Source organism: Gluconobacter sp. P5B12 (assembly GCF_018812035.1).
Taxonomy (GTDB): Bacteria; Pseudomonadota; Alphaproteobacteria; order Acetobacterales; family Acetobacteraceae; genus Gluconobacter.
The window spans coordinates 202723-226168 of the sequence record NZ_JACRVV010000004.1 but is presented as its reverse complement, the minus strand read 5'-3'; the positions used below and the strand labels follow the sequence as shown (position 1 = coordinate 226168).

The 23446-nt window shown below is 55.3% G+C and carries 34 protein-coding genes; all 34 read right to left on the bottom strand.

Annotated elements, in window-relative coordinates:
• Window positions 1-11: 11 nt before the first annotated feature.
• Entirely contained in the window at window positions 12-182 is a 171-nt protein-coding gene (locus KP702_RS09550) for a DUF1328 domain-containing protein (protein WP_007282750.1), read from the bottom strand.
• Between the two features lie 52 nt (window positions 183-234).
• Window positions 235-468, bottom strand: coding sequence for a hypothetical protein (locus tag KP702_RS09545; protein WP_202207709.1), 234 nt, complete (start codon window positions 466-468; stop codon window positions 235-237).
• Between the two features lie 101 nt (window positions 469-569).
• Complete coding sequence (locus KP702_RS09540; protein WP_174694847.1) at window positions 570-1886, bottom strand: MFS transporter; 1317 nt, start codon at window positions 1884-1886, stop codon at window positions 570-572.
• 334 nt (window positions 1887-2220) lie between these two features.
• Entirely contained in the window at window positions 2221-2640 is a 420-nt protein-coding gene (gene rplQ / locus KP702_RS09535) for a 50S ribosomal protein L17 (protein ID WP_046901194.1), read from the bottom strand.
• 28 nt (window positions 2641-2668) lie between these two features.
• Window positions 2669-3688, bottom strand: coding sequence for a DNA-directed RNA polymerase subunit alpha (locus KP702_RS09530; protein ID WP_202207710.1), 1020 nt, complete (start codon window positions 3686-3688; stop codon window positions 2669-2671).
• A 130-nt stretch (window positions 3689-3818) separates the two neighbouring features.
• Window positions 3819-4211 (bottom strand): 30S ribosomal protein S11, encoded by a 393-nt coding sequence (gene rpsK, locus KP702_RS09525; protein ID WP_007282744.1) that lies wholly within the window; start codon window positions 4209-4211, stop codon window positions 3819-3821.
• Between the two features lie 58 nt (window positions 4212-4269).
• Window positions 4270-4647 carry a 30S ribosomal protein S13 gene (gene rpsM / locus KP702_RS09520; protein ID WP_202207711.1) on the bottom strand — a complete coding sequence of 126 codons (378 nt, stop codon included), beginning with the start codon at window positions 4645-4647 and terminating at the stop codon, window positions 4270-4272.
• A gap of 216 nt (window positions 4648-4863) precedes the next feature.
• A complete protein-coding gene (locus KP702_RS09515; protein ID WP_202207712.1) occupies window positions 4864-5445 on the bottom strand; it encodes an adenylate kinase in 582 nt (193 codons plus the stop codon).
• Window positions 5442-6815 carry a preprotein translocase subunit SecY gene (secY, locus tag KP702_RS09510; RefSeq protein WP_202207713.1) on the bottom strand — a complete coding sequence of 458 codons (1374 nt, stop codon included), beginning with the start codon at window positions 6813-6815 and terminating at the stop codon, window positions 5442-5444. The genes KP702_RS09515 and secY overlap by 4 nt, the downstream gene beginning before the upstream one ends.
• 96 nt (window positions 6816-6911) lie before the next feature.
• Window positions 6912-7397 carry a 50S ribosomal protein L15 gene (rplO, locus tag KP702_RS09505; protein WP_046901189.1) on the bottom strand — a complete coding sequence of 162 codons (486 nt, stop codon included), beginning with the start codon at window positions 7395-7397 and terminating at the stop codon, window positions 6912-6914.
• A gap of 1 nt (window position 7398) precedes the next feature.
• Entirely contained in the window at window positions 7399-7587 is a 189-nt protein-coding gene (gene rpmD / locus KP702_RS09500; protein ID WP_203547652.1) for a 50S ribosomal protein L30, read from the bottom strand.
• Window positions 7580-8152 carry a 30S ribosomal protein S5 gene (gene rpsE / locus KP702_RS09495; RefSeq protein ID WP_046901187.1) on the bottom strand — a complete coding sequence of 191 codons (573 nt, stop codon included), beginning with the start codon at window positions 8150-8152 and terminating at the stop codon, window positions 7580-7582. Before rpsE ends, rpmD begins: the two co-directional genes overlap by 8 nt.
• A 12-nt stretch (window positions 8153-8164) precedes the next feature.
• Complete coding sequence (rplR, locus tag KP702_RS09490; protein ID WP_046901186.1) at window positions 8165-8527, bottom strand: 50S ribosomal protein L18; 363 nt, start codon at window positions 8525-8527, stop codon at window positions 8165-8167.
• The gene (gene rplF, locus KP702_RS09485) at window positions 8527-9063 is read right to left on the bottom strand and encodes a 50S ribosomal protein L6 (RefSeq protein ID WP_046901185.1); all 537 of its coding nucleotides are present in this window, start codon (window positions 9061-9063) and stop codon (window positions 8527-8529) included. The genes rplR and rplF overlap by 1 nt, the downstream gene beginning before the upstream one ends.
• 10 nt (window positions 9064-9073) lie before the next feature.
• Window positions 9074-9472: a 30S ribosomal protein S8 gene (gene rpsH / locus KP702_RS09480; RefSeq protein WP_010502111.1), complete on the bottom strand. Its 399-nt coding sequence runs from the start codon at window positions 9470-9472 to the stop codon at window positions 9074-9076.
• 12 nt (window positions 9473-9484) lie between these two features.
• The gene (rpsN, locus tag KP702_RS09475) at window positions 9485-9790 is read right to left on the bottom strand and encodes a 30S ribosomal protein S14 (protein ID WP_007282734.1); all 306 of its coding nucleotides are present in this window, start codon (window positions 9788-9790) and stop codon (window positions 9485-9487) included.
• 134 nt (window positions 9791-9924) lie between these two features.
• Complete coding sequence (gene rplE / locus KP702_RS09470; RefSeq protein WP_046901184.1) at window positions 9925-10488, bottom strand: 50S ribosomal protein L5; 564 nt, start codon at window positions 10486-10488, stop codon at window positions 9925-9927.
• A gap of 11 nt (window positions 10489-10499) precedes the next feature.
• Window positions 10500-10820: a 50S ribosomal protein L24 gene (rplX, locus tag KP702_RS09465; RefSeq protein WP_046901183.1), complete on the bottom strand. Its 321-nt coding sequence runs from the start codon at window positions 10818-10820 to the stop codon at window positions 10500-10502.
• Complete coding sequence (gene rplN, locus KP702_RS09460) at window positions 10820-11188, bottom strand: 50S ribosomal protein L14 (protein ID WP_007282731.1); 369 nt, start codon at window positions 11186-11188, stop codon at window positions 10820-10822. Before rplN ends, rplX begins: the two co-directional genes overlap by 1 nt.
• Before the next feature lie 12 nt (window positions 11189-11200).
• A complete protein-coding gene (gene rpsQ, locus KP702_RS09455) occupies window positions 11201-11473 on the bottom strand; it encodes a 30S ribosomal protein S17 (RefSeq protein WP_010502113.1) in 273 nt (90 codons plus the stop codon).
• Between the two features lie 13 nt (window positions 11474-11486).
• A complete protein-coding gene (rpmC, locus tag KP702_RS09450) occupies window positions 11487-11720 on the bottom strand; it encodes a 50S ribosomal protein L29 (protein ID WP_252347459.1) in 234 nt (77 codons plus the stop codon).
• 1 nt (window position 11721) lies between these two features.
• A complete protein-coding gene (gene rplP, locus KP702_RS09445; RefSeq protein ID WP_007282728.1) occupies window positions 11722-12138 on the bottom strand; it encodes a 50S ribosomal protein L16 in 417 nt (138 codons plus the stop codon).
• Window positions 12139-12193: 55 nt separating this feature from the next.
• Complete coding sequence (gene rpsC, locus KP702_RS09440; RefSeq protein WP_046901182.1) at window positions 12194-12871, bottom strand: 30S ribosomal protein S3; 678 nt, start codon at window positions 12869-12871, stop codon at window positions 12194-12196.
• 3 nt (window positions 12872-12874) lie between these two features.
• On the bottom strand, window positions 12875-13282 hold the full coding sequence (gene rplV / locus KP702_RS09435; protein ID WP_046901181.1) for a 50S ribosomal protein L22: 408 nt from the start codon (window positions 13280-13282) through the stop codon (window positions 12875-12877).
• A gap of 2 nt (window positions 13283-13284) precedes the next feature.
• Window positions 13285-13563 (bottom strand): 30S ribosomal protein S19, encoded by a 279-nt coding sequence (rpsS, locus tag KP702_RS09430; protein ID WP_007282725.1) that lies wholly within the window; start codon window positions 13561-13563, stop codon window positions 13285-13287.
• Between the two features lie 16 nt (window positions 13564-13579).
• Window positions 13580-14410 carry a 50S ribosomal protein L2 gene (rplB, locus tag KP702_RS09425; protein WP_046901180.1) on the bottom strand — a complete coding sequence of 277 codons (831 nt, stop codon included), beginning with the start codon at window positions 14408-14410 and terminating at the stop codon, window positions 13580-13582.
• A 15-nt stretch (window positions 14411-14425) separates the two neighbouring features.
• Window positions 14426-14722: a 50S ribosomal protein L23 gene (locus tag KP702_RS09420; protein WP_174694852.1), complete on the bottom strand. Its 297-nt coding sequence runs from the start codon at window positions 14720-14722 to the stop codon at window positions 14426-14428.
• A 41-nt stretch (window positions 14723-14763) separates the two neighbouring features.
• On the bottom strand, window positions 14764-15378 hold the full coding sequence (rplD, locus tag KP702_RS09415) for a 50S ribosomal protein L4 (protein WP_046901178.1): 615 nt from the start codon (window positions 15376-15378) through the stop codon (window positions 14764-14766).
• Between the two features lie 11 nt (window positions 15379-15389).
• On the bottom strand, window positions 15390-16073 hold the full coding sequence (rplC, locus tag KP702_RS09410) for a 50S ribosomal protein L3 (protein WP_215768819.1): 684 nt from the start codon (window positions 16071-16073) through the stop codon (window positions 15390-15392).
• Window positions 16074-16083: 10 nt separating this feature from the next.
• Window positions 16084-16392, bottom strand: a complete 309-nt coding sequence (gene rpsJ / locus KP702_RS09405) for a 30S ribosomal protein S10 (RefSeq protein WP_007282720.1) — start codon at window positions 16390-16392, stop codon at window positions 16084-16086.
• Window positions 16393-16512: 120 nt separating this feature from the next.
• Window positions 16513-17703, bottom strand: a complete 1191-nt coding sequence (gene tuf / locus KP702_RS09400; RefSeq protein ID WP_202207715.1) for an elongation factor Tu — start codon at window positions 17701-17703, stop codon at window positions 16513-16515.
• Between the two features lie 113 nt (window positions 17704-17816).
• Window positions 17817-18293 carry a 30S ribosomal protein S7 gene (rpsG, locus tag KP702_RS09395; protein ID WP_046901175.1) on the bottom strand — a complete coding sequence of 159 codons (477 nt, stop codon included), beginning with the start codon at window positions 18291-18293 and terminating at the stop codon, window positions 17817-17819.
• 12 nt (window positions 18294-18305) lie between these two features.
• Complete coding sequence (gene rpsL, locus KP702_RS09390) at window positions 18306-18677, bottom strand: 30S ribosomal protein S12 (protein WP_010502158.1); 372 nt, start codon at window positions 18675-18677, stop codon at window positions 18306-18308.
• A gap of 386 nt (window positions 18678-19063) precedes the next feature.
• Window positions 19064-23380, bottom strand: coding sequence for a DNA-directed RNA polymerase subunit beta' (gene rpoC / locus KP702_RS09385; protein WP_215768818.1), 4317 nt, complete (start codon window positions 23378-23380; stop codon window positions 19064-19066).
• Window positions 23381-23446: the final 66 nt, after the last annotated feature.

Genomic DNA, 23446 nt, shown 5'->3' with positions numbered 1-23446 from the left:
GGATACAGCGCTCAGAGAGCGTGTAGCCCGGCAACGCCAGCCAGAATGGCCAGAACAGCAAGTACCAGGAAGATGATGAAAAACAGCTTGGCAATACCAGCGGTTGCTGCGGAAATGCCCGAAAAGCCGAACACACCGGCAATGATAGAAATAATGAAGAAAACGATAGCATAATGCAGCATGGGACATGATCCTTGAATTATAGGTCGTGGTCATGTCGTAACGTCATGTGCCTCAGGAAGGTTTCTTTCCTGAAAAAAGACTACGTCCTAACAACAGACCGCTGACAAAAGCGGAAAGCAGCAAGAAAAATGGCTGATCCACCATCAGATCGGCCACAACTGCCCGACTTTCTTTTAAGAACGAGCAAATATTTTTCTTTGCACAGGTGCAGTCGACAACCCGCCCAGCCCCATCCTGCAAGGACGGCACGCTCTCATCCAGATATGACGCCAGATCTGCATCCATAGTTTTCAACTCCCAAACCATTTCATCCACGACATACAAAAACAGGGGCAGTTCGATAACGAACCACCCCTGCTCTTTAACAAAGATGTGACAGATCGCTCTTAGTGACCGACAGTCGTGCTCACTTCGCCTCGGGCCGTAGCTTCTTCTGTGTAACGACGAGCCTCAGGAGAAATCTTAAGGGCAAGCGTCATACCAGCGGAAGCAAGGTAGATCACAGCAAATGTCCAGATCACATAGCTCATGCCCGGACCGAAAACCGCTCCACAGAACGAGACGATTGCCGGACCAACCCATGTCGAGGCACCTGCGCCGAGACCCAGAATGGACAGAGCTGCAGCTTTTTCACGTGGGCAAATCTGCGGCATCAGGCCTGAAAGCGGCACGAAGGCAGCGACCGTTGCACCATAGAAAATGCCCGCTGCGGCAACCGCCCAGAAATTCCCCGGATACCAGATAGGCACATAGTAAAACAGCGGAATGGCAATGAAGCCGCCGATACCACCGAAGACCGACACCACGAAACGATGTCCCAAAGTGTCAGCAATCATGCCGGAGACAAGGTTAAACAGGATGTTGCTGAGGAAGATCAGCGACAGCAGGTTGAGCCATTGTTCGAGGCTAAAGTGTAGCTGGTCCACAAAGAACGCTGGCATGATGGCGAGGAAAGCGTATTCCGAAGACGTATCGATAATACGGACAATCCCAGCAATCGTCGTCTTGGGCTCACGCCACATAATGCTGAGTGAGCCAAAGAAAATATCTTTGGTGGGCACGTGATCAGGCAAAAGGCGCTTCTTGCCTGTAGGCTCGTGCGTGAACAGCAATGCGACGAGGCCACCAATAATCACCAGCCCCAGTGAGCACCAGAACGTTTTGAGTTCACCAAGATATGGGATCGTATAGCGTGCAAACTGGGAGCCAAGTGTCGGCAGCCCCGCAGAGAAAGAGAACCAGAACCATCCAGCAGCCGATCCAAGCATGGCAGCCGGAGTGGCGGCAGCAATCCACACGAGGAAACCGTATGCGAACAGCGGATAGGCAAATCCACGCAGCGCATAAAAGAGAAGGATCATAGGCCCACTATTCGGACCCAGCCCGAACGTCAGGAAGCAGACTTCCAGAAGAGCCCAAAGGATCAGGCCGATCCACATGACCTTTTTGGGGCCCATCAGATCAGACAGAGGCCCGGAAAACCAGGCTGCAATCATGACCGTGATGCCGTAAAGAGTGAAGAGTTCGTTGACGAACCCTTGGGAGTGGCCGTGGTGCAGCATGTAGGTGTCGAGATATCCGGCTTCGACACCGTCTCCCACCATGAATAAAAGCTGACCAACAAAAGCCCAGAAAAGGGCGCGTGGGATGCCAAGAATTTCCGCTAGTCCGCGTTTAGGTGCGGCTGTTTCGGACATTTTCATGCTCTCCAGGCATAGGCGCGTCACGAACCTGCTTCGACCTCATTGCCGAAACAGATATGGGAGGCGTCGTTGCGGGCCCTACGAGAGTGCTCGGACCCGTTTCTCAAAATTATGCAGGACAGCGAGGCCAACAGATTGTCGACCTTCAGGAAAAGAGACACCCTCCCCGCCCTGACGGGCGGGAGAAAAACAGCCGGTTAAGAAACCAGACGGGAATCGTCCTGCAAGAGATGTGGCAAAACTACACACTCTGCACAGCAATGTGAACCGCAGAATAAAAAAAAGGCCGGTGCATTGCTGCACCGGCCCTTTTTTCGTCTCGAAACGAGAAGCCTCAGGCGGCTTCCTGCTCTTCTGCAACTGGCTTCGGACCGCTGTCCTGGCCCTTGGCATCAACATCGCGCTCTACGAGTTCGATGACTGCCATGTCGGCATTGTCGCCGTAGCGTACGCCAGCCTTCAGAACGCGGGAGTAGCCACCGGCACGAGCCTTGTAGCGCTCAGCAACCGTGCTGAAGAGCTTGCTGACAACCGTGTCATCACGCAGCTGAGCGAATGCCTGACGACGAGCGTGCAGGTCACCGCGCTTACCGAGAGTGATCAGCTTCTCAACAACCGGACGAAGTTCTTTCGCCTTCGGCAGAGTCGTCGTGATCTGCTCGTGCTTGATGAGTGCGACGGCCATGTTGCGGAACATGGCAGCGCGGTGAGAAGAGGTGACATTGAGCTTACGCCCGCTCACACCATGACGCATTGCTAGTTTTCCTTACCCTAAGAAGTTCTCAAAACGTCTCATCGAGACGCTTGGCCAGATCCTCGATGTTCTCGGGCGGCCAGGCCGGGACGCTCATGCCGAGCGACAGCCCCATACCGGTGAGAACTTCCTTGATCTCGTTGAGCGATTTACGCCCGAAGTTTGGCGTACGGAGCATTTCCTGTTCGGACTTCTGCACCAGATCGCCAATGTAAACAATGTTGTCGTTCTTGAGGCAGTTGGCGCTACGCACCGAAAGCTCGAGTTCGTCAACCTTGCGAAGAAGATTGCGGTTGAACGGCAGGTCGTCCTGCGGCTCTTCATGCTGGACCGGACGCGGCTCATCAAAGTTGATGAACAGCTGGAGCTGATCCTGAAGAATACGCGCAGCAAGAGCCAGACTGTCTTCCGGCGTTACAGCACCGTTCGTCTCAACCGTCAGCAGCAGCTTATCGTAGTCAGTGACCTGACCAACGCGGGTCTGCTCGACCTTGTAAGACACGCGGCGAACCGGTGAGTAGATTGCATCGATCGGGATCATACCAATCGGAGCATCTTCCGGACGGTTTGCAACAGCAGCAACGTAACCCTTGCCCATGTTGACGGTGAACTCCATTCCGAGCTTCACACCATCATCAAGAGTGCAGATCACAAGATCAGGGTTCATGATTTCAATATCATGCCCGGCCTGAATCTGCCCTGCCTTTACTTCTCCCGGACCAGTCGCCGTGAGAATCATGCGCTTCGGCCCCTCACTGTGCATACGCAGAGCAAGCTGCTTAACGTTCAGGACGATGTCCGTTACGTCTTCACGCACGCCAGGTACAGCAGAGAACTCATGCAGCACGCCATCAATCTGAATGGCAGTTACTGCAGCGCCCTGAAGTGAGGACAGAAGAATACGACGCAGCGCATTACCGAGCGTCATACCGAAACCGCGCTCCAGCGGCTCCGCCACGACTGTGGCGATGCGCGAGGCAACCGGGCCGGGCTCGACTTCAAGCTTCTCCGGCTTGATGAGGGACTGCCAGTTTTTCTGGAGAACCAAGGTCGTGGCCTTTCAAACAACGAAGCCCGCCAACAAAAATTGGCGGCACCTGGCCCGCACAAATCGTGCGGAGGGAGATGCAATCACTACACATGCCGTACATCCTCACGAATGTACGGCATGGCATCACTCAAACGCGACGACGCTTGCGCGGACGGCAGCCATTATGGGGCACCGGCGTCATGTCACGGATGGACGTAATGGTGAAGCCAACAGCCTGCAGCGCACGAAGAGCACTTTCACGCCCCGAACCCGGACCGGACACTTCGATCTCAAGCGTTTCCATACCGTGCTCGCGAGCCTTGCGGCCTGCGTCTTCTGCAGCAACCTGTGCAGCATACGGTGTAGACTTACGCGAGCCCTTGAAGCCCTGTGCGCCCGAGGAGGACCATGCAATTGCATTACCCTGCGCGTCGGAGATCGTGATCATGGTGTTGTTGAACGTGGAAAGCACGTGTGCAACGCCAGAGATAATATTCTTGCGCTCTTTCTTACGAATGCGCGGTGCTGCGGCCTTAGCCATAATAGAGGTCGTCCTAAAAGTTAGCGAGAAGCGTCAGAGTGAAGCAGTCAGGCGCGAATTAGCGCGTGACCTTCTTCTTGCCAGCAATCGCCACTGCCTTACCCTTACGGGTACGTGCATTCGTGTGCGTACGCTGACCGCGGACCGGGAGGCCGCGACGATGACGCAGACCGCGGTAGCAGCCCAGATCCATCAGACGCTTGATGTTCATGGCCGTCTCACGACGCAGATCACCTTCGACGCGGAATTCGCCATCGATCAGCTCACGGATCTTTACGATCTCATCGTCAGACAGTTCGTTAACGCGCTTTGCATCGGGGATACCGAGCTTGCTGCAGATTGCCTGCGCGGTCGACGGGCCAATGCCGTAGACATAGCGCAGGCTGATGACCACCCGCTTGTTGGTCGGAATGTTTACGCCGGCAATACGTGCCACGCCAATTCTCCCATCGACGCGATCAATTGACCGCGTCAGCCTGTTTCATGTCCGGTCGAAACCGGATCGATTGCATCGCAGGCATGTCAGCTCCCAGTCCGATTCCGGAACACAGGCCACCTCTACGCTGCAGATATGTCGAGGGCGCGCAATATACCGGGCACCCCCCTTGAGTCAAATGAGAATGATCACTTCTTCGTGATCTTCCTCATTTCTTCAATTTTTTGCGGTCTTTCCAATGAGCGCGTCAATCTCCCCGCCCACTTCGTCAACGCCACGCATGCCGTCAACATGTTTCAGACGACCAGCCTTCTCATAATAGGGAAGGATGGGTGCAGTCTGGCGGCGATAAATATCAAGGCGAGACCTCACGACCTCAGGATTGTCATCTGGCCGACGTGTACCATCTTCCGCAGTACGACTGGCAATACGCTCGACAAGCTGATCTTCGGCGACATCCAGAAGAATGACGGCGTCAATCTTCAATCCGTCGGTGCCCAACATGGCATCAAGTGCTTCCGCCTGGCTTTCCGTTCTTGGGAAACCATCCAGAATGAACCCTTGAGCACAATCTGGCTGGGCAATCCGTCCCTGGATCATCTTCACCATTATCGGATCAGGAAGAAACTCCCCTTTCTCCATAATGGCTTTTGCTTCCTTGCCGATTGGCGTTCCCGCAGCGACTTCCGCCCGCAGCATATCTCCAGTCGAGATCTGCTTTAGCCCATAAAGCTGCTCAAGACGTTTCGCCTGCGTCCCCTTGCCTGCCCCGGGAGGGCCAAGAAGAATGATATTCATCGACGCTTATTTCCTCCCGAAATGCCATTCCTGGAACCACGGCTACGCTGCTTGCGGATCAGCCCCTGATACTGGTGGGCAACAAGATGAGACTGGACCTGCGTCACGGTATCGATTGTGACCGACACAATAATGATGAGGCTCGTACCGCCAAAATAAAATGGCACGTTGTACTTGCTGATCAAAATCTGCGGCAGGAGACAGACAACGACCAGATACAGAGCACCGATCGTGGTCAGCCTCGACAGAATCCGATCGAAATATGACGCGGTGCTTGCTCCCGGACGAATACCCGGAATAAAGCCGCCCTGCTTACGCAGATTTTCAGCCGTTTCTTCAGGATTGAATGTCACAGCAGCGTAGAAGTACGAGAAAAACAGAATCATTGCGGCATAGAACAGCATATAAAGAGGCTGTCCCTGACCAAGCTGCTGCCCAAGAACGGAAAGCCAGCCCGGCATATTATGCCCGTTCATGAATCCTGAAATCGTCACAGGAATCAGCAATACGGAAGAAGCAAAAATGGGAGGGATTACACCCGCCGTGTTTACCTTCAACGGCATATGCGTGGAATCACCGCCGAACATGCGATTGCCAATCTGACGCTTCGGATACTGGATCACAACACGACGCTGTGCCTGCTCCATGAAGACGATAAAGGCAATGACAGCGATCGCCATAACCAAAAAGATCATCACGAAAATCGGAGACAATGCCCCGGTGCGGCCCAGTTCAAAAAGGCTGGCCAGCGCATGAGGCAAATTGGCGACAATACCCGCGAAAATAATCAGTGAAATACCGTTACCGACACCCCGTGATGTGATCTGCTCGCCAAGCCACATCAAGAACATCGTGCCACCGACCAGCGTCACGACACACGACGCGAGAAAGAAGACACCCGGCATCACCACAGCGCTCGCGCCATGAGACGTCATGTTCTCCAGCCCAACAGCGATGCCGTACGCTTGGAAGAGTGCGATGAAAACAGTGAGGTAACGGGTATACTGGTTAAGCTTTTTGCGCCCCGCCTCACCCTCTTTCTTCATTGCCTCCATAGACGGAAGAGCAGTTGAAAGAAGCTGAATGATAATCGATGCACTGATGTACGGCATGATGTTCAGGGCGAACACAGTCATGCGTCCGAGAGCACCACCCGTGAACATGTCGAACATGCCCAGAATGCCACCCTGATGCTGTGCCAGCAGCTGACCCATGACTGTCGCATCAACACCAGGAACAGGAATGTATGTTCCGAGGCGATAAACGATGAGGGCCAAAAGCGTAAACCAGATACGCTTCTTGAGTTCAGTCGCCTTGGCAAAGGAACTCATATTGAGATTGGCGGCGAGCTGCTCTGCTGCGGAAGCCATCCACCTGTCCTTTCATGAAAACAGCGTCGCCGCACATCTGCACGGGACGCTGTTCACTATCTAACCATACCCCAGATAAATCTGGGAGAGGAGAACTCAGGCTTCAGCCTGAACTTCCTTCTTCGGTGCAAGCACCTTAACGGAGCCACCAGCCTTCTCAACAGCAGCAAGAGCTGCTGCGGAAGCGCCGTCAACTTCGATGGTTACGCCATGCGAAAGTTCACCCTTCGCAAGAAGACGAACACCATGGGTCTTGCCATTGACAAGCCCAGCAGCGCGAAGTGTTGCTTCCGTGACAGGAGCCGACTTATCCAGCTTACCTGCTTCGATAGCCTTGGAAATCGCGCCAAGGTTTACCGGAGCATATTCCTTGCGGAAGATGTTCACGAAGCCACGCTTAGGCATACGGCGATACAGCGGAAGCTGACCACCTTCAAAGCCATTCAGCGAGACGCCTTCACGAGCCTTCTGACCCTTAACACCGCGTCCGGAGGTCTTACCCTTACCGGAACCAATGCCACGTCCTAGGCGCTTCTTGCGATACCGAGAGCCCTCGTTATCGCGCAGTTCGTTAAGGTTCATTTCAACCCTCCACCTGGATGAGGTGGGCAACCTTGCGGATCATCCCACGCACAGCCGGAGTATCTTCCAGCGTACGGGTGGAACCGATACCGCGCAGACCAAGACCAACAATGGTCTCAGCCTGGCCCGGTTTGCGACCAATGACAGAAGCAATCTGCTTTACCTGAACGGTCTTACCGTTTTCAGACATTTGCAGTCTCCTCAGTCTGAGCCTGCTCGCGCTTACCGAAAAGCTCAGCGGCCTTCTTGCCACGACGCGAAGCGACGTTGCGAGGGCTGCTTGCCTTTTCAAGAGCAGCGAACGTAGCCTTGATCATGTTGTGCGGGTTACGCGTTCCAAGGCTCTTAGCGACAACGTCGTTAACACCTAGGCTCTCGAAAACCGCACGCATCGGACCACCAGCGATGATACCCGTACCAGCTTCAGCCGCACGAACAACAACCTTACCAGCGCCGTAGTGACCTGACGTATCATGATGAAGGGTACGACCCTCCTTCATTGGTACGCGGATCATTGTACGCTTGGCGCGCTCGGTAGCCTTACGGATGGCTTCGGGCACTTCACGAGCTTTACCCGCACCGTAACCAACGCGTCCCTTCTGATCGCCAACGACAACCAGCGCTGCGAAAGCAAAGCGACGGCCACCCTTAACAACCTTGGCAACACGATTGATGGTTACGAGCTTGTCGACCAGATCGTCGCCCTGCTCGCGCTCACGACCACCACGGCCGCCTTCTCTTGGCTCACGTGCCATGTGTGATCCTCCTTAGAACGAGAGTCCGCCCTCACGGGCAGCCTCTGCCAGGGCCTTGACCCGGCCATGATAGACATAAGCGCCGCGATCAAACACGACGGCCGTCACGCCAGCTGCCAGGCCACGTTCCGCAATCAGCTTACCGATCGCAGAAGCTGCGTCCACGTTGGCACCGGTGTTGCCATTGTCGCGCAACTCTTTTTCCAGCGTAGAAGCGCTGGCGAGCGTACGACCCTGTGCATCGTCGATGATCTGGGCGTGAATGTGCTTGCTGGAACGGAAGACCGACAAACGCGGCCGGCCGCCGCTCTTGCGACGAAGCTGGAAACGCAGCCGCTGACGGCGGCGTTCCTGCAATCCTTGCTGCGATGCCATTACTTCTTCTTACCTTCCTTGCGACGCAGAACTTCCGTGTCATAACGAACGCCCTTGCCCTTGTATGGCTCAGGCTTGCGGAAGCTGCGAATATCGAGAGCGACCTGACCAACGCGCTGTTTGTCGTTACCTTCAACAACAATAGCGGTCGGACGCGGTGTGGTGATCTTGATACCGGCCGGAATCGGATAAACGACATCGTGCGAGAAGCCGAGGTTCATCACCAGATTGGAGCCCTGAACAGCAGCACGGAAACCCGTACCCTGAATTTCAAGACCCTTGGTGAAACCAACAGACACACCCTTGACCATATTTGCGATCAGAGCGCGCGTCGTTCCCCACATCGTCCAGTTTTCACGGGAGCGACGACCAATCGGAGCAACTGCAACTGAGTTGTCTTCGATTTTTACGTCCACGTGACGAGAAACCGGGAAGCTCAGTTCACCAAGCTTGCCTTTGGCCGTGAAGACACCATTGGCAACTGCGACCTGCACACCTGCCGGAACTTCTACGGGATATTTACCTACGCGAGACATGCGACCCTCCTCAGAAGACGCGGCAGAGAACCTCGCCGCCAACATTGGCAGCGCGGGCCTCGACGTCCGAAAGGACGCCACGCGGGGTGGACAGGATCGACACACCAAGGCCGGCATAAACGCGCGGAAGTTCCTTGATCTTCGAATAGACACGACGGCCAGGCTTGGAGACCCTATGGATTTCCTTAATGACCGGCTGCCCTTCAACGTACTTCAGCTCAATACGGAGCTGCGATACGCCCTTACGGACTTCTTCCGTGGAAAAACCACGGATGTAACCTTCACGCTTCAGAGCCTCAAGCACGTTCGTGCGAAGCTTGGAAGCGGGCGCAACGCAGGCAGCATGACGAGCACGCTGAGCATTACGGATCCGGGTAAGCATATCACCCAGTGGATCAGACAACGACATTCGATCTATCCCTTACCAGCTCGACTTGACCATGCCAGGAATCTGGCCGGCGGACGCAAGATCACGCAGAGCGATACGGCAAAGCTCGAACTTACGGTAGTTAGCACGGGGACGACCGGTCAGCTTGCAACGAAGACGGACGCGCGTTGCAGATCCGTTACGTGGCATCTGTGCCAGCTTAAGAGTCGCTTCAAATCGGTCTTCAACCGAAAGGGAACGATCCTTGATGATGTTTTTAAGAGCGGTCCGCTTTTCCTTATCGCGCTTCGCAAGAGCTGCGCGATGGTTATTACGGTTAACCGCTGAGATCTTCGCCATCTCGAATTTTCTCCCGGAACCTGTCAGGCCTATCCCGACGGTTTTCCAATCTGCGTGTCTATAAAGGAAAGCGGCCTTCCAATGGAAGGCCGAATCCTTATTTTTAGTCGCGATCGGTCTGAAAAATTACCTGATCAACCTGCAAACGGCAGATCGAAGGCCTTCAGCAGAGCCTTTGCTTCGGCATCGGTCTTTGCAGTGGTCACGAAGATGATGTCCATACCGCGAACGGCATCGATCTTGTCATATTCGATTTCCGGGAAAACAATCTGTTCCTTGATGCCCATGGCGAAGTTGCCACGACCATCAAAGCCTTTGTTTGCCGGAAGACCACGGAAATCACGAATGCGAGGCATTGCGATCGTCACGAGACGGTCGAGGAACTCATACATACGCTGACGACGCAGAGTAACCTTACAACCGATCGGAAGACCTTCACGAATCTTGAAGCCAGCAATAGCCTTGCGTGCCAGCGTCTTAACCGGCTTTTGACCGGAGATCGCTGCCATTTCAGCAACTGCTGCATCCAGCTTCTTCTGGTCGCCAGCGGCTTCACCGACGCCCATGTTCAGCACGATCTTCTCGAGCTTAGGAACCTGCATCGGGTTTGCGTAGCCGAACTGCTCAAGAAGCTGCTTACGAAGAATTTCTTCGTAGCGCTGCTGCATACGCGGCAAAGCGGTGTTGTTATCGCTCATTTTTGCGTTCCTCAGCCTTCGATCACTTCGCCGGTTGCCTTAGCAACACGAACTTTGCGACCGTCTTCAAGAACCCGAAAACCAACGCGTGTCGGCTTACCGCTCTTGGGATCAACCAGCTTTAGGTTGGACAGATGGATCGGCATTTCCTGCTCGATAATACCACCTTCGCCACCTGCGCGGTTGGGCTTCGTGTGACGCTTAGCGATAGCTACGCCGCGAACGACAGCTTTCTCAGCCTTTGGCATCACTGAAAGGACTTCGCCACGAACACCCCGGGACTTGCCGGAAAGAACGAGGACCTGATCGCCTTTTTTAATACGTGCAGCCATTACAGCACCTCCGGCGCCAGGGAGATAATCTTCATGAACTTGCGAGCACGCAGTTCACGAACGACCGGGCCAAAGATACGCGTGCCAATCGGCTCCTGCTGCTTGTTAATCAGCACAGCAGCATTTTTGTCAAAACGGATCGCAGATCCGTCTGCACGACGTACCGGATAAGACGTACGAACGATAACGGCCTGATGGACGTCACCCTTCTTCACCTTACCGCGGGGAATGGCTTCCTTAACGGATACGACAATGATGTCGCCGACCGAGGCAGTCTTCCGCTTGGAGCCGCCCAGCACCTTGATGCACTGCACCCGACGCGCACCGGAATTATCGGCGACGTCAAGGTTGGTCTCGGGATGAATCATGTGCCTACCCCCTTATGCGCTGACGGAAGAGGAAGCCGAAGCCATGTCCTCTCCGTTGCGTGCGACGACAGACCAAGTCTTGCGCTTGGAAATCGGTGCACATTCTTCAATGCGAACCAGATCGCCAATTTGGCAGACATTGGCTTCATCATGAGCCGCATACTTTTTGGAGCGGCGGATGAATTTCTTATAGAGCGGGTGCATGATACGACGATCAACAAGAACGGTAACCGTCTTGTCCATCTTGTCGCTCGTTACTCGCCCTGTCAGGACGCGCCTTGGCATCGTCCGTCTCCTCTCAGGACTTTGCGGCGGACGTTTGGGCGCCCGCACGGTTCTTCGATTGATGAGCCAGTGTCTTGATGCGCGCGACAGCACGACGCACGACCTTAACACGGCTGGTGTTTTCCGACTGCCCGGTGGCAGCCGCAAAACGGTGATTGATCTGTTCACGCTTCAGATCGATGAGCAGAGCGTTCAGCTCGTCCTCGCTCTTCGCGCGCAGATCTGTAGGCTTGTACGTGTCGGCCATCTTACGCGTCTCCGATACGCTGAACGAACTTGGTCTTGATCGGAAGCTTTGCAGCTCCCAGGCTCAGTGCCAAGCGAGCGACTTCCGGCGGAACGCCTTCGATCTCAAACAGGATGCGACCTGGCTTGACACGAGCTGCCCAGTACTCTGGGGAACCCTTGCCCGAGCCCATACGCACTTCTGCAGGCTTTGTCGAGACCGGAAGGTCAGGAAAAATACGAATCCAGACGCGACCGGCACGCTTCATCGCACGAGTAATAGCACGACGGGACGCTTCGATCTGACGGGCCGTGATCCGCTCTGGCTCAAGAGCCTTCAGACCATATGCACCGAAGTTCAGCTGCGTTCCGCTTTTCGCCAGGCCGTGGATACGGCCTTTGTGAGCTTTACGAAACTTTGTCCGCTTTGGGGAAAGCATGTTGTTAAATCCTCAATCAGCACCAGCAATGGAACTGTAGGCTTTCGCCTACAATTCAACGTTGCGGAGCCTGCTCCGCGGCACGACGGTCTTGTGCCAGGGGGTCATGAGCCAGGATCTCACCCTTGAAGATCCAGACCTTCACACCGCAGGTTCCATAAGTCGTCTTGGCCGTCGCCGTGCCATAGTCAATATCAGCGCGGAGCGTATGCAACGGCACACGTCCCTCACGATACTTCTCGTCACGTGCGATTTCGGCACCACCCAGACGTCCGCTGCAAGTAATACGGATGCCCTGGGCGCCCAGACGCATTGCAGACTGGATTGCGCGCTTCATGGCGCGGCGGAAAGCAACGCGACGCTCAAGCTGCTGAGCAATGTTTTCAGCAACCAGAGTTGCGTCGATTTCCGGCTTACGGATCTCAACGATGTTCAGCGCTACGTCGGTCTTCGCCATACGGCTCAGTTCCTTACGCAGTGCATCAATGTCCTGACCCTTCTTACCGATCACGACACCCGGACGGGCAGCGTAGATCGTTACGCGGGGCTTCTTTGCCGGACGCTCGATAACAACACGAGAGACGCCAGCACCAGACAGCTTACGACGCAGGAATGCACGCAGCTTAAGGTCTTCATGAAGAAGACGTGCATAGTCTGCACCTGCGTACCAGCGGCTATCCCAGGTACGGTTAACACCGAGCCGAAGCCCGATTGGATTGACCTTATGTCCCATGGATCAAGCTGCCTTCTGCTCTTCGCTGGTTTCCGACGCTTCTGCAGCTTCGGCCACAACAATCTTCAGGTGGCTGAAGAACTTTTCAACGCGAGCCGAACGACCACGGCCACGAGCGTGAAAACGCTTCATGACGATGGACTTGCCGACTTCAGCCGTCTTCACAACCAGACGATCAACGTCCAGCTGATGATTGTTCTCAGCGTTGGCCACGGCGCTCTCAAGAGTCTTCTTAACCTGCTGCGCGATACGACGACGCGAGAAGGTCAGAGCGGCAATAGCCTTGTCAGCTGGCTGGTTACGGATCATTGCCGCAACCAGGTTCAGCTTACGCGGGCTAACACGGATGTTACGCGTAATTGCTTGCGCTTCCGTATCAGCAAGCGTGCGGATGTGCTTCGGCTTGCTCATTTTCAGCCCCGCTTCGACTTCTTGTCAGAGCCATGACCGGTGTAGGTCCGTGTCGGTGAGAATTCACCGAACTTATGACCGACCATGTTCTCCGTGACCTGCACAGGCAGGAACTTGTGACCATTATAGACGCCGAACGTAAGCCCGACGAACTGCGGCAGAATCGTGGAACGACGTGACCAGATCTTGATCACTTCGTTACGACCAGAAGCACGAGCTGCTTCTGCTTTGCCGAACAGATACCCGTCAACGAACGGGCCCTTCCAGACGGAACGTGCCATCTCTGTTTGCCCCCTCTTACTTGCCGGACTTACGGCGACGGATGATCAAGCTATCCGTCTTTTTGTTAACACGCGTCTTGTAACCCTTCGTCGGAACGCCCCATGGCGTAACCGGATGACGGCCACCAGAGGTACGACCTTCACCACCACCATGCGGGTGATCAACCGGGTTCATGACAACGCCACGGTTATGCGGACGACGTCCGAGCCAACGGGAACGTCCAGCTTTACCCATGTGCTGGTTCATGTTGTCTGGGTTAGAGACAGCACCAACCGTTGCCATGCATTCGCCGCGAACAAGACGTAGTTCACCAGACTGAAGCTTGATCTGGGCGTAGCCCGCATCTTTACCAACGAGCTGAGCATACGTTCCAGCGGAACGTGCCATCTTGCCGCCAGCACCTGGCTTCAGTTCAATGTTGTGAACAATCGTACCAACCGGCATAGCGCCGAGAGACATCGCATTGCCCGGCTTCACATCCGTATGGGCGCCAGAGATGACGCGATCGCCAACCTTGATGCGCTGCGGAGCCAGAATGTAAGCAAGCTCGCCGTCATCGTACTTGATGAGCGCGATAAACGCCGTACGATTTGGATCGTACTCAAGGCGTTCAATCGTTGCACCCACATCGAACTTACGACGCTTGAAATCGACGTAACGATAGGACTGCTTGTGCCCGCCGCCACGGAACCGAACTGTCGTACGGCCGTGGTTATTACGACCGCCAGACTTGTTCTTACCTTCCGTCAGCTGCTTGACCGGCTTGCCCTTCCAGAGCTCGCTACGATCAATCAGCACGGTGCCGCGTGTGCTCGGCGTCGTGGGATTAAAGTGCTTTAGTGCCATGGTTATTACCCCGCGTCAGCCCAGCTTCGCTGTAAGGTCAATGGATTGACCTTCTGCAAGCTGTACATACGCCTTCTTGATGTCAGAGCGGCGACCAGGACGACCCTTGACGCGCTTCGTCTTACCCTTCTGGACCAGCGTGTTCACGCCAGAAACCTTAACGTTGAAGAGCTTTTCGACAGCGGCCTTGATCTGCGGCTTGGTTGCAGTCGTGGAGACCTTGAAAACAACCTGATTACGCTCCGAAAGAAGCGTAGCCTTTTCCGTGATCAGCGGCGAACGGACCACATCGTAAAGAGCTTCCTGAGACATGTTCTCAGCTGTCTTACGTGCGTTCATGACGATAGAGATGGTCATGCCAGACGCTCCTTAAGACCCTCAAGACCCGCACGGGTAATAACCAGTACATCGTGGTTGAGGATGTCATAGACGTTCGCGCCGATGGTCGGCAGGACGTCAATCTTCGGCAGGTTCGCAACCGCACGAGCAAACTGCTCATCAACCGCACCATCCACGATCAACGCGGAGGACCAGCCGAGAACCTTGAGCTTAGCAGCAGCTTCACGGGTCTTGCTCACGCCATTGGCGGTATCGAGCACAACCAGCTTGCCAGCAGCAGCCTTCTGCGAAAGCGCAGAAATCAGGCCGAGACGACGAACCTTCTTTGGCAGATCGTATCCGTGGTCACGGACAACCGGACCATGAACAACGCCACCCGTACGGAACTGCGGCGCACGCAGCGAGCCCTGACGTGCAGAACCGGTGCCCTTCTGGCGGAACGGCTTCTTCGTCGTACCAGAAACTTCACCCATGCCTTTGGTGCGATGCGTGCCAGCGCGGCGCTTAGCCAGCTGCCAGTGAACAACTCGCGCCATGATGTCGGCACGCGGAGAAACCGCGAAAATCTCTTCTGGAAGCGCGACCGAGCCAGCGCTGCCATTATCGAGGGTCTTGATATCGTATTCCATGCCCCTCGTCCTCAACCGGCGGCCGCTACGACTGCAGCCGGGTACGGCGCATCGGCGTGGCGAGCCTTCTTGATTGCATCGCGAATCAGCACAAGGCTATTCTTCGCACCAGGAATCGCACCCCTGACCATAATCAGGTTACGCTCTTCATCCACGGCTGCCACTTCCAGGTTCAGCGTTGTAACACGCTCGTCACCCATATGACCTGCCATCTTCTTGCCCTTGAAGACCTTGCCAGGATCCTGGCGCTGGCCCGTAGAACCATGAGAACGGTGGCTAATGGAAACGCCGTGAGAGGCTTCAAGGCCAGCGAAGTTATGACGCTTCATAACACCCGCAAAACCTTTACCCTTACTCTGGCCCGTGACATCAACTTTCTGCCCAACCACGAAATGGTTAGCGGAGAGCTTTGCGCCGGCCTCAAGCAGAGCATCTTCCGCAACGCGGAACTCTACGAGGTGCTTCTTCGGCTCAACCTTGGTACGGACAAAGTGGCCACGATTTGCCTTGGTGACATTCTTCACCTTGGCATTACCAAGACCGAGCTGAACGGCTGTATAGCCATCACGCTCATTCGTGCGGGTATCCACAACCTGAACTTCGTCAAGGTGCAGGACCGTCACAGGCACATGAGTGCCGTCTTCTTTAAACAGCCGGGTCATCCCCAGCTTTTTTGCAATCAATCCGGTACGCATCGTCTGGACCTTAGAGTTTGATCTCGACATCAACGCCAGCGGCGAGGTCGAGCTTCATGAGGGCGTCCACGGTCTGCGGTGTCGGCTCGACAATGTCGAGCAGCCGGCGGTGAGTCCGAATTTCGAACTGCTCGCGGCTTTTCTTATCCACGTGTGGCGAACGGTTCACCGTGAAACGTTCGATATGCGTCGGCAGCGGGATCGGACCCCGAACCCGCGCACCCGTACGCTTCGCCGTGTTTACGATCTCTTTGGTGCTGTTGTCCAGCACTCGATGATCGTACGCCTTAAGGCGAATGCGGATGTTCTGGTTGTCCATAGTCTTAATTCGTCCAACTCAAAAATTCGGGTCTCGTCCTACTGCCATTGCATCTGAAAGGGAACCCCGGCCAGAAATAAATCTGGCCGGGGCTTCCATATCAACGGCGAAACGTAGGACTTAGGCGCTGATTGAAGAAACCACGCCTGCACCCACGGTGCGGCCACCTTCGCGAATTGCGAAGCGGAGGCCTTCGTCCATGGCGATCGGAGCAATCAGCTCGACATCCATGGCTACGTTATCACCCGGCATGACCATTTCCGTGCCTTCCGGCAGCGTCACGACGCCCGTGACGTCGGTCGTACGGAAATAGAACTGCGGGCGGTAGTTCGTGAAGAACGGCGTATGGCGGCCACCTTCTTCCTTCGTGAGGATGTAAGCCTCAGCCTTGAACGTCTTGTGCGGCGTAATGGAGCCTGGCTTTGCAAGAACCTGACCACGCTCAACGTCTTCACGCTTCGTACCACGAACCAGTGCACCGATGTTGTCACCGGCTTCACCACGATCGAGCAGCTTACGGAACATCTCAACACCCGTAACGGTTGTCTTGATGGTATCCTTCAGACCAACGATCTCAACTTCGTCGCCGACGTTCACAACGCCACGCTCAACACGACCCGTGACAACCGTACCACGACCCGAGATCGAGAACACGTCTTCGATCGGCATCAGGAACGGACGGTCAACCGGACGCTCAGGCTGCGGAATGTAGGTGTCTACAGCTTCCATCAGCTCAAGAACGCGATCTTCACCGATGGTGGCGTCACCATCTTCAAGGGTCACAAGAGCAGAACCCTTGACGATGGGGATATCGTCGCCCGGGAACTGGTAGGAAGACAGAAGCTCACGAACTTCCATTTCCACGAGCTCGAGCAGCTCAGCGTCGTCAACCTGGTCAACCTTGTTCAGGAACACAACCAGAGCAGGAACACCAACCTGACGAGCAAGCAGAATGTGCTCACGCGTCTGCGGCATCGGGCCGTCAGCAGCGGACACAACCAGGATCGCGCCGTCCATCTGAGCGGCACCGGTGATCATGTTCTTGACGTAGTCAGCATGGCCCGGGCAATCGACGTGAGCGTAGTGACGGTTCTTCGTCTCATACTCAACGTGAGCCGTGGAGATGGTGATACCACGAGCGCGCTCTTCAGGAGCCTTGTCGATCTGGTCGTATGCACTGAACGTTGCACCACCGGACTTTGCCAGCACCTTGGTGATTGCAGCAGTCAGCGAGGTCTTGCCGTGATCGACGTGACCAATCGTTCCAATGTTGCAGTGCGGCTTGTTCCGCTCGAATTTAGCCTTTGCCATCGTCTTTCTCCAAAACCCTGCCTTCCACGAGGCAGAGAATAAGACTGAAAGTTCATCCAGTCAGTATCTGTTAGATTCCAAGATACTGCCGGAAGCCCTTTAGCGGGTTCTGATTACCAGCGATAGTGACTGAATGCCTTGTTAGCTTCAGCCATACGGTGGGTGTCTTCGCGCTTCTTTACAGCAGCGCCACGATTGTTAACCGCGTCCATCAGTTCGTTGGACAAGCGCTCCTGCATCGTGTTCTCACCGCGCTTGCGGGAGGCATCGATCAACCACCGGATCGCCAGAGCCTGACGGCGCTCAGTGCGCACTTCGACAGGCACCTGATAGGTAGCACCACCAACACGACGTGAACGGACTTCAACAGCCGGCTTCACGTTGTCCAGAGCCGAGTGGAACATGGCCACCGGGTCAGCAGTTGCACCACCACGGTGACGCAGAACCTCGAGAGCACCGTAAACGATGCCTTCGGCGGTGGATTTCTTTCCATCATACATCAGCGCATTCATGAAGCGCGTAATGACGATGTCTCCGAACTTTGGATCGGGAAGGATCTCACGCTTTACAGCGCGGTGACGGCGACTCATTCCAAATACCTCTTACTTCGGACGCTTCGCGCCATACAGCGAACGACGCTGACGACGCTTAGCGATGCCCTGCGTGTCAAGCACGCCTCGCAGGATGTGATAACGCACACCAGGAAGATCCTTCACTCGCCCACCACGGATAAGAACAACACTGTGTTCCTGAAGGTTATGACCTTCACCCGGAATGTAGCTTACGACCTCGTACCCGTTGGTCAGACGCACCTTGGCGACCTTACGCAGAGCGGAGTTCGGCTTCTTTGGCGTTACCGTGTACACGCGCGTGCATACGCCACGCTTCTGGGGGCATCCCTGTAGTGCAGGGACCTTATTCCGCTTTGCGGCCGGCTCACGGCCGTTCGCGATCAACTGGTTGATGGTCGGCATGCGCCCTTCCCAATCCTTGTCCTATTCCGGACAGAAAGCACCAGACTTTCTGCCATGACATTTTATTCAAATCGACATGCGGCTGAACCGCCTGCCTATCCCACATTTGGAAAGAGAAACAGCAAAAGCCATTTCCCTCCTTTTGTAGCGTGCGGCCTTGGCATCCCCCGAATCCGAGGTAGCGGCACCACATGCGATTCTTTGTCTTCGACGGCTTTTTTTCGCCTAATTAGACGGGAGTAGCCGAGGGCGCGGAACCTACGAAGGGTTCCGCGTTGAGTCAAGTGTTTCGGCTAAAATTGCAGCGATTCTGAAGATAGAGTTTCTGGAATCGCTGCAATTTCCCCTCTGCCCTTCTTTTAAAAGAGAAGCAGAGAGGTTTTTCATTATTCAGCCGCGTCTTTCACTTCCGCCGCTGAACGACCAACGCGATGACGGTCCTGGCTGGCAGCAATGCCCCGCAGACGGTTCATAACGCTACCCGTACCAGCCGGGATCAGACGACCCACAATCACGTTCTCCTTGAGACCGTTCAGTGTGTCGACCTTGCCCGAGGTCGCAGCGTCTGTAAGCACCCGTGTGGTCTCCTGGAAGGACGCCGCTGAGATAAAGGACTGCGTCTGCAGGGAAGCCTTGGTAATGCCCTGTAGCACCGGCATAGCCACTGCTGGTGTATCACCATTTTCCTGAAGACGCTGGTTCTCGATCTCGTACTCGATCCGATCAACAGTCTCGCCGATCAGATAGGTCGAGTCACCCGGTTCCAGAATCTCAACCTTCTGCAGCATCTGACGAACAATGACCTCAATATGCTTGTCATTGATCTTCACGCCCTGCAGTCGATAGACGTCCTGGATCTCGTTGACGAGATAGTCCGAAAGCGCCTCGACACCCATAACCTTCAGAATGTCATGCGGCACACGCGGACCATCGACCAGCGGGTCACCCTTCTGGACGAAGTCACCTTCCTGAACGGAAACGTGCTTGCCCTTCGGGATGAGATACTGCGTCTCTTCGCTGGTCTCGTCGTTCTTCACGATAACGCAACGCTTCGACTTGTAATCCTTCCCGAATTCGATACGCCCATCGCCCTCGGCAATGATCGCATGATCCTTCGGACGGCGGGCTTCGAACAGTTCGGCAACACGCGGCAGACCACCGGTAATGTCACGGGTCTTGGAGCCTTCACGCGGAATACGCGCCAGCACGTCACCAGCATGAACTTCGGCACCATTCTCAATCGACAGAATACTGTCTGGTGAGAGGAAGTAGCGAGCATCATTGCCGTTGGCGAGCTTGACCACATTGCCCGCAGCATCCTTGAGCTGCAGACGTGGACGAAGATCAACACCCTTGGAAGCCTGCTTATAGTCAACCACAACCTTGGAGCTAAGGCCTGTGACCTCATCCATACGTTCGACAAGCGTGATGCTGTCGATCAGGTCAAGGTATTCCACCGTACCAGCCTGCTCGGTGATGATTGGAAGGGTGTACGGGTCCCACTCGGCCATCTTCTGGCCACGTGCAACTGCCTCACCCTCGCCCACCATCAGACGTGCACCGTATGGCACACGGTAACGAGCGCGCTCGACACCGTTCTCATCGGTCAGAAGGATCTCGCAGTTACGCGACATCACAACCAGAACCTTCTGAGAGTTCTCAACCACGTTGCGGTTCTTGATCGTCACCTGACCATCGCGAGACGCTTCGACCATGGACTGCTCGGCGCCACGCGTTGCCGCACCACCAATATGGAAGGTACGCATCGTCAGCTGTGTACCAGGCTCACCGATGGACTGAGCGGCGATAACGCCAACAGCTTCACCAATGTTCACCGGCGTACCGCGAGCCAGATCACGACCATAGCAATGCGCACAGATACCAACGCGGCTATCGCATGTCAGAACCGAGCGGATCTCCATGCTTTCGACGCCGGCCTTCTCGATGAGCTCGGCTTCAGGCTCCTCGATCAGGGTGTTGCGCGGAAGCAGAACTTCATGCGTCACCGGATGCAACACATCCTTGGACGTCGTACGTCCCAGAATACGCTCAGACAGCGAAGCGACCACTTCGCCACTATCCATAACCGCGCGAACCGTCAGGCCGCGTTCGGTACCGCAATCCGGCTCGACGATGATGCAATCCTGGGCAACGTCAACGAGACGACGCGTCAGATAACCCGAGTTTGCAGTCTTCAGAGCCGTATCCGCGAGGCCCTTACGAGCACCGTGGCTGGACGTGAAGTAATCGAGAACCGACAGACCTTCTTTGAAGTTCGCGATAATCGGCTGTTCGATAATTTCGCCCGAAGGTTTCACCATCAGACCGCGCATACCAGCGAGCTGCTTCATCTGGGCTGGCGACCCACGAGCACCGGAGTGGCTCATCATCCAGACAGAGTTGGTCGGCTTACCGATAACCTGCTTGGAGATTTCCTTCAGCATGGCTGCCTGGACTTCGTCCGTGCAACGTGACCAGGCATCAACCACCTTGTTGTAGCGCTCGCCAGCGGTGATCAGACCGTCCTGATACTGCTGCTCGAATTCCTTGACCTCTTCCGAGGTCTTGGCAACGAGAGGCGCCTTCTCTGCCGGGATGATCATGTCATCCTTGCCGAAGGAAATACCAGCACGGGCAGCGTGCTTGAAACCAAGGCCCATGAGACGGTCACAGAAGATCACGGCTTCCTTCTGACCACAGTGACGATAGACCGTGTCAATCACGTCAGACACGTTCTTTTTCGTCAGCTGCTTATTGATCAGGCTGAACGGAATCGCAGGATGCTTCGGCAGGATCTGCGCAATAAGCGCACGTCCCGGGGTCGTCAGGATCGTCTGGCGGATCGGGTTACCGTTTTCATCAACGGTCGGTAGACGCAGACGGATCTTATCGTGAAGCTGCAGGGAACCTGCGAGCATGGCGCTCTCGATTTCTGCAACATCCGAGTAAGCCGGCGGGGCAGCCTTAACGACCTTGCCATCTTCGATGACCGCTTCGTCAGGCGTTGCGCGATATTCAGGAACTTCAAGGCTCAAATAATAGAGACCCAGAACAATATCCTGAGACGGCACGATAATCGGCTTACCGTTCGCCGGGCTGAGGATGTTGTTTGTGGACATCATCAGCACACGGGCTTCCAACTGCGCTTCAAGCGACAGCGGAACGTGCACGGCCATCTGATCGCCGTCGAAGTCAGCATTGAACGCGGTGCAGACCAGCGGGTGAAGCTGGATAGCCTTCCCTTCGATCAGCGTTGGCTCAAATGCCTGAATACCAAGACGGTGAAGCGTCGGTGCGCGGTTCAGCATCACGGGATGTTCGCGGATGACCTCTTCGAGGATATCCCAAACTTCCGGACGCTCTTTCTCCACCATGCGCTTTGCAGCTTTAATGGTGGTAGCGTGACCGTATTTTTCCAGCTTGGAATAGATGAACGGCTTGAAAAGCTCGAGCGCCATCTTCTTCGGAAGACCGCACTGATGCAGCTTCAGTTCCGGGCCAACCACGATGACCGAACGGCCAGAGTAATCAACGCGCTTACCAAGAAGGTTCTGACGGAAACGGCCCTGCTTGCCCTTGAGCATGTCGGACAGAGACTTCAGTGGACGCTTGTTGGCACCCGTGATGGCACGTCCACGACGACCGTTATCGAACAGCGCATCGACAGATTCCTGAAGCATACGCTTTTCGTTGCGAACAATAATGTCCGGCGCACGAAGCTCGATCAAACGCTTCAGACGGTTATTACGGTTGATAACGCGACGATACAGATCATTCAGATCGGACGTGGCAAAACGACCGCCATCCAGCGGGACCAGCGGACGCAGTTCCGGCGGGATCACCGGAATAATGTCCATGATCATCCAGTCCGGGCGCGAACCACTCTCAACGAATGCCTCGACAAGCTTCAGACGCTTGACCAGCTTCTTACGAGCAGCCTCAGACGTTGCCTTGCGCAGCTTCTTGCGCATCATCGTCTTCTCGGAATCGCCTTCCATGACTTCAGCGTCATAGTCGAACGGATCCGGTAGCCCCTTCGCCTTGGCAGCAAGGCTCAGCTCACGCTCCTGAGCGTTGGGAATACCCCAGTCATATGTGGAAAGTGCACGCTTGATGGCTTCAGCGCCGATACCGACGTCAATGCCTGCATCCGGATACTCATCCAGAAGATCTTCACACCGCACTTCGTCCAGAAGGTACTGGTCGCGCTTCTTGCCGTTCTTGTAAGACTCGATCTGATCGGAGTCACAGACTCCCTTGTCGAGCACCAGGAACTTCTCGAAGTACAGAACCGGCTCAACATCCTTGAGAGCCATATCCATCATCGTGGCAATACGGCTAGGAAGCGACTTCAGGAACCAGATATGTGCAACGGGTGAAGCGAGCTCGATATGGCCCATACGCTCACGGCGAACCTTCGCCAGCGTAACTTCAACACCGCACTTTTCACAGACAATGCCGCGGAACTTCATCCGCTTGTATTTTCCGCACAGGCATTCGTAGTCCTTGATCGGACCAAAAATACGAGCACAGAAAAGGCCGTCACGCTCAGGCTTGAACGTCCGGTAATTAATGGTCTCCGGCTTTTTGATTTCACCGTAAGACCAGGAACGGATCTGCTCGCTCGAAGCAAGCTGGATCTTGATCTGATCGAAGGCTACCGACTGGCCAGCCTGACCCAGGATCTTCATGAGTTCGTTCATGCGCCGAAACCCCAATGCGCGCCGCAGCGTCCTGCGGGCGCGTCAAAATTGAACCGTAAAGCGAGC

What these genes read in the sequence shown, in the direction of transcription:
- rpsN (WP_007282734.1), bottom strand. Translation starts at nt 9,790, where the DNA reads ATGGCGAAGATCTCAGCGGTTAACCGTAATAACCATCGCGCAGCTCTT.
- rplF (WP_046901185.1), bottom strand. Translation starts at nt 9,063, where the DNA reads ATGTCTCGCGTAGGTAAATATCCCGTAGAAGTTCCGGCAGGTGTGCAG.
- rplD (WP_046901178.1), bottom strand. Translation starts at nt 15,378, where the DNA reads ATGGAATACGATATCAAGACCCTCGATAATGGCAGCGCTGGCTCGGTC.
- KP702_RS09550 (WP_007282750.1), bottom strand. Translation starts at nt 182, where the DNA reads ATGCTGCATTATGCTATCGTTTTCTTCATTATTTCTATCATTGCCGGT.
- rplC (WP_215768819.1), bottom strand. Translation starts at nt 16,073, where the DNA reads ATGCGTACCGGATTGATTGCAAAAAAGCTGGGGATGACCCGGCTGTTT.
- rpsC (WP_046901182.1), bottom strand. Translation starts at nt 12,871, where the DNA reads ATGGGACATAAGGTCAATCCAATCGGGCTTCGGCTCGGTGTTAACCGT.
- rpsJ (WP_007282720.1), bottom strand. Translation starts at nt 16,392, where the DNA reads ATGGACAACCAGAACATCCGCATTCGCCTTAAGGCGTACGATCATCGA.
- rplQ (WP_046901194.1), bottom strand. Translation starts at nt 2,640, where the DNA reads ATGCGTCATGGTGTGAGCGGGCGTAAGCTCAATGTCACCTCTTCTCAC.
- rpsL (WP_010502158.1), bottom strand. Translation starts at nt 18,677, where the DNA reads ATGCCGACCATCAACCAGTTGATCGCGAACGGCCGTGAGCCGGCCGCA.
- rplP (WP_007282728.1), bottom strand. Translation starts at nt 12,138, where the DNA reads ATGCTTTCCCCAAAGCGGACAAAGTTTCGTAAAGCTCACAAAGGCCGT.
- rplN (WP_007282731.1), bottom strand. Translation starts at nt 11,188, where the DNA reads ATGATTCATCCCGAGACCAACCTTGACGTCGCCGATAATTCCGGTGCG.
- secY (WP_202207713.1), bottom strand. Translation starts at nt 6,815, where the DNA reads ATGGCTTCCGCAGCAGAGCAGCTCGCCGCCAATCTCAATATGAGTTCC.
- rpsG (WP_046901175.1), bottom strand. Translation starts at nt 18,293, where the DNA reads ATGAGTCGCCGTCACCGCGCTGTAAAGCGTGAGATCCTTCCCGATCCA.
- rplO (WP_046901189.1), bottom strand. Translation starts at nt 7,397, where the DNA reads ATGAACCTTAACGAACTGCGCGATAACGAGGGCTCTCGGTATCGCAAG.
- rpmC (WP_252347459.1), bottom strand. Translation starts at nt 11,720, where the DNA reads ATGGCCGACACGTACAAGCCTACAGATCTGCGCGCGAAGAGCGAGGAC.
- rpsH (WP_010502111.1), bottom strand. Translation starts at nt 9,472, where the DNA reads ATGTCGTTGTCTGATCCACTGGGTGATATGCTTACCCGGATCCGTAAT.
- KP702_RS09515 (WP_202207712.1), bottom strand. Translation starts at nt 5,445, where the DNA reads ATGAATATCATTCTTCTTGGCCCTCCCGGGGCAGGCAAGGGGACGCAG.
- rplE (WP_046901184.1), bottom strand. Translation starts at nt 10,488, where the DNA reads ATGAGCGATAACAACACCGCTTTGCCGCGTATGCAGCAGCGCTACGAA.
- rpsE (WP_046901187.1), bottom strand. Translation starts at nt 8,152, where the DNA reads ATGGCACGTGAGCCAAGAGAAGGCGGCCGTGGTGGTCGTGAGCGCGAG.
- rpsQ (WP_010502113.1), bottom strand. Translation starts at nt 11,473, where the DNA reads ATGCCAAGGCGCGTCCTGACAGGGCGAGTAACGAGCGACAAGATGGAC.
- rpsS (WP_007282725.1), bottom strand. Translation starts at nt 13,563, where the DNA reads ATGGCACGTTCCGTCTGGAAGGGCCCGTTCGTTGACGGGTATCTGTTC.
- rplB (WP_046901180.1), bottom strand. Translation starts at nt 14,410, where the DNA reads ATGGCACTAAAGCACTTTAATCCCACGACGCCGAGCACACGCGGCACC.
- rplR (WP_046901186.1), bottom strand. Translation starts at nt 8,527, where the DNA reads ATGGCATCGCAGCAAGGATTGCAGGAACGCCGCCGTCAGCGGCTGCGT.
- rplX (WP_046901183.1), bottom strand. Translation starts at nt 10,820, where the DNA reads ATGGCTGCACGTATTAAAAAAGGCGATCAGGTCCTCGTTCTTTCCGGC.
- rpsK (WP_007282744.1), bottom strand. Translation starts at nt 4,211, where the DNA reads ATGGCTAAGGCCGCAGCACCGCGCATTCGTAAGAAAGAGCGCAAGAAT.
- rpoC (WP_215768818.1), bottom strand. Translation starts at nt 23,380, where the DNA reads ATGAACGAACTCATGAAGATCCTGGGTCAGGCTGGCCAGTCGGTAGCC.
- KP702_RS09420 (WP_174694852.1), bottom strand. Translation starts at nt 14,722, where the DNA reads ATGTCTCAGGAAGCTCTTTACGATGTGGTCCGTTCGCCGCTGATCACG.
- KP702_RS09540 (WP_174694847.1), bottom strand. Translation starts at nt 1,886, where the DNA reads ATGAAAATGTCCGAAACAGCCGCACCTAAACGCGGACTAGCGGAAATT.
- tuf (WP_202207715.1), bottom strand. Translation starts at nt 17,703, where the DNA reads ATGGCAAAGGCTAAATTCGAGCGGAACAAGCCGCACTGCAACATTGGA.
- KP702_RS09545 (WP_202207709.1), bottom strand. Translation starts at nt 468, where the DNA reads ATGGATGCAGATCTGGCGTCATATCTGGATGAGAGCGTGCCGTCCTTG.
- rpmD (WP_203547652.1), bottom strand. Translation starts at nt 7,587, where the DNA reads ATGTCTGAAAACGGTAAGACCGTTCAGGTAAAGCAGATTGCTTCTGTC.
- rplV (WP_046901181.1), bottom strand. Translation starts at nt 13,282, where the DNA reads ATGAGCAAGCCGAAGCACATCCGCACGCTTGCTGATACGGAAGCGCAA.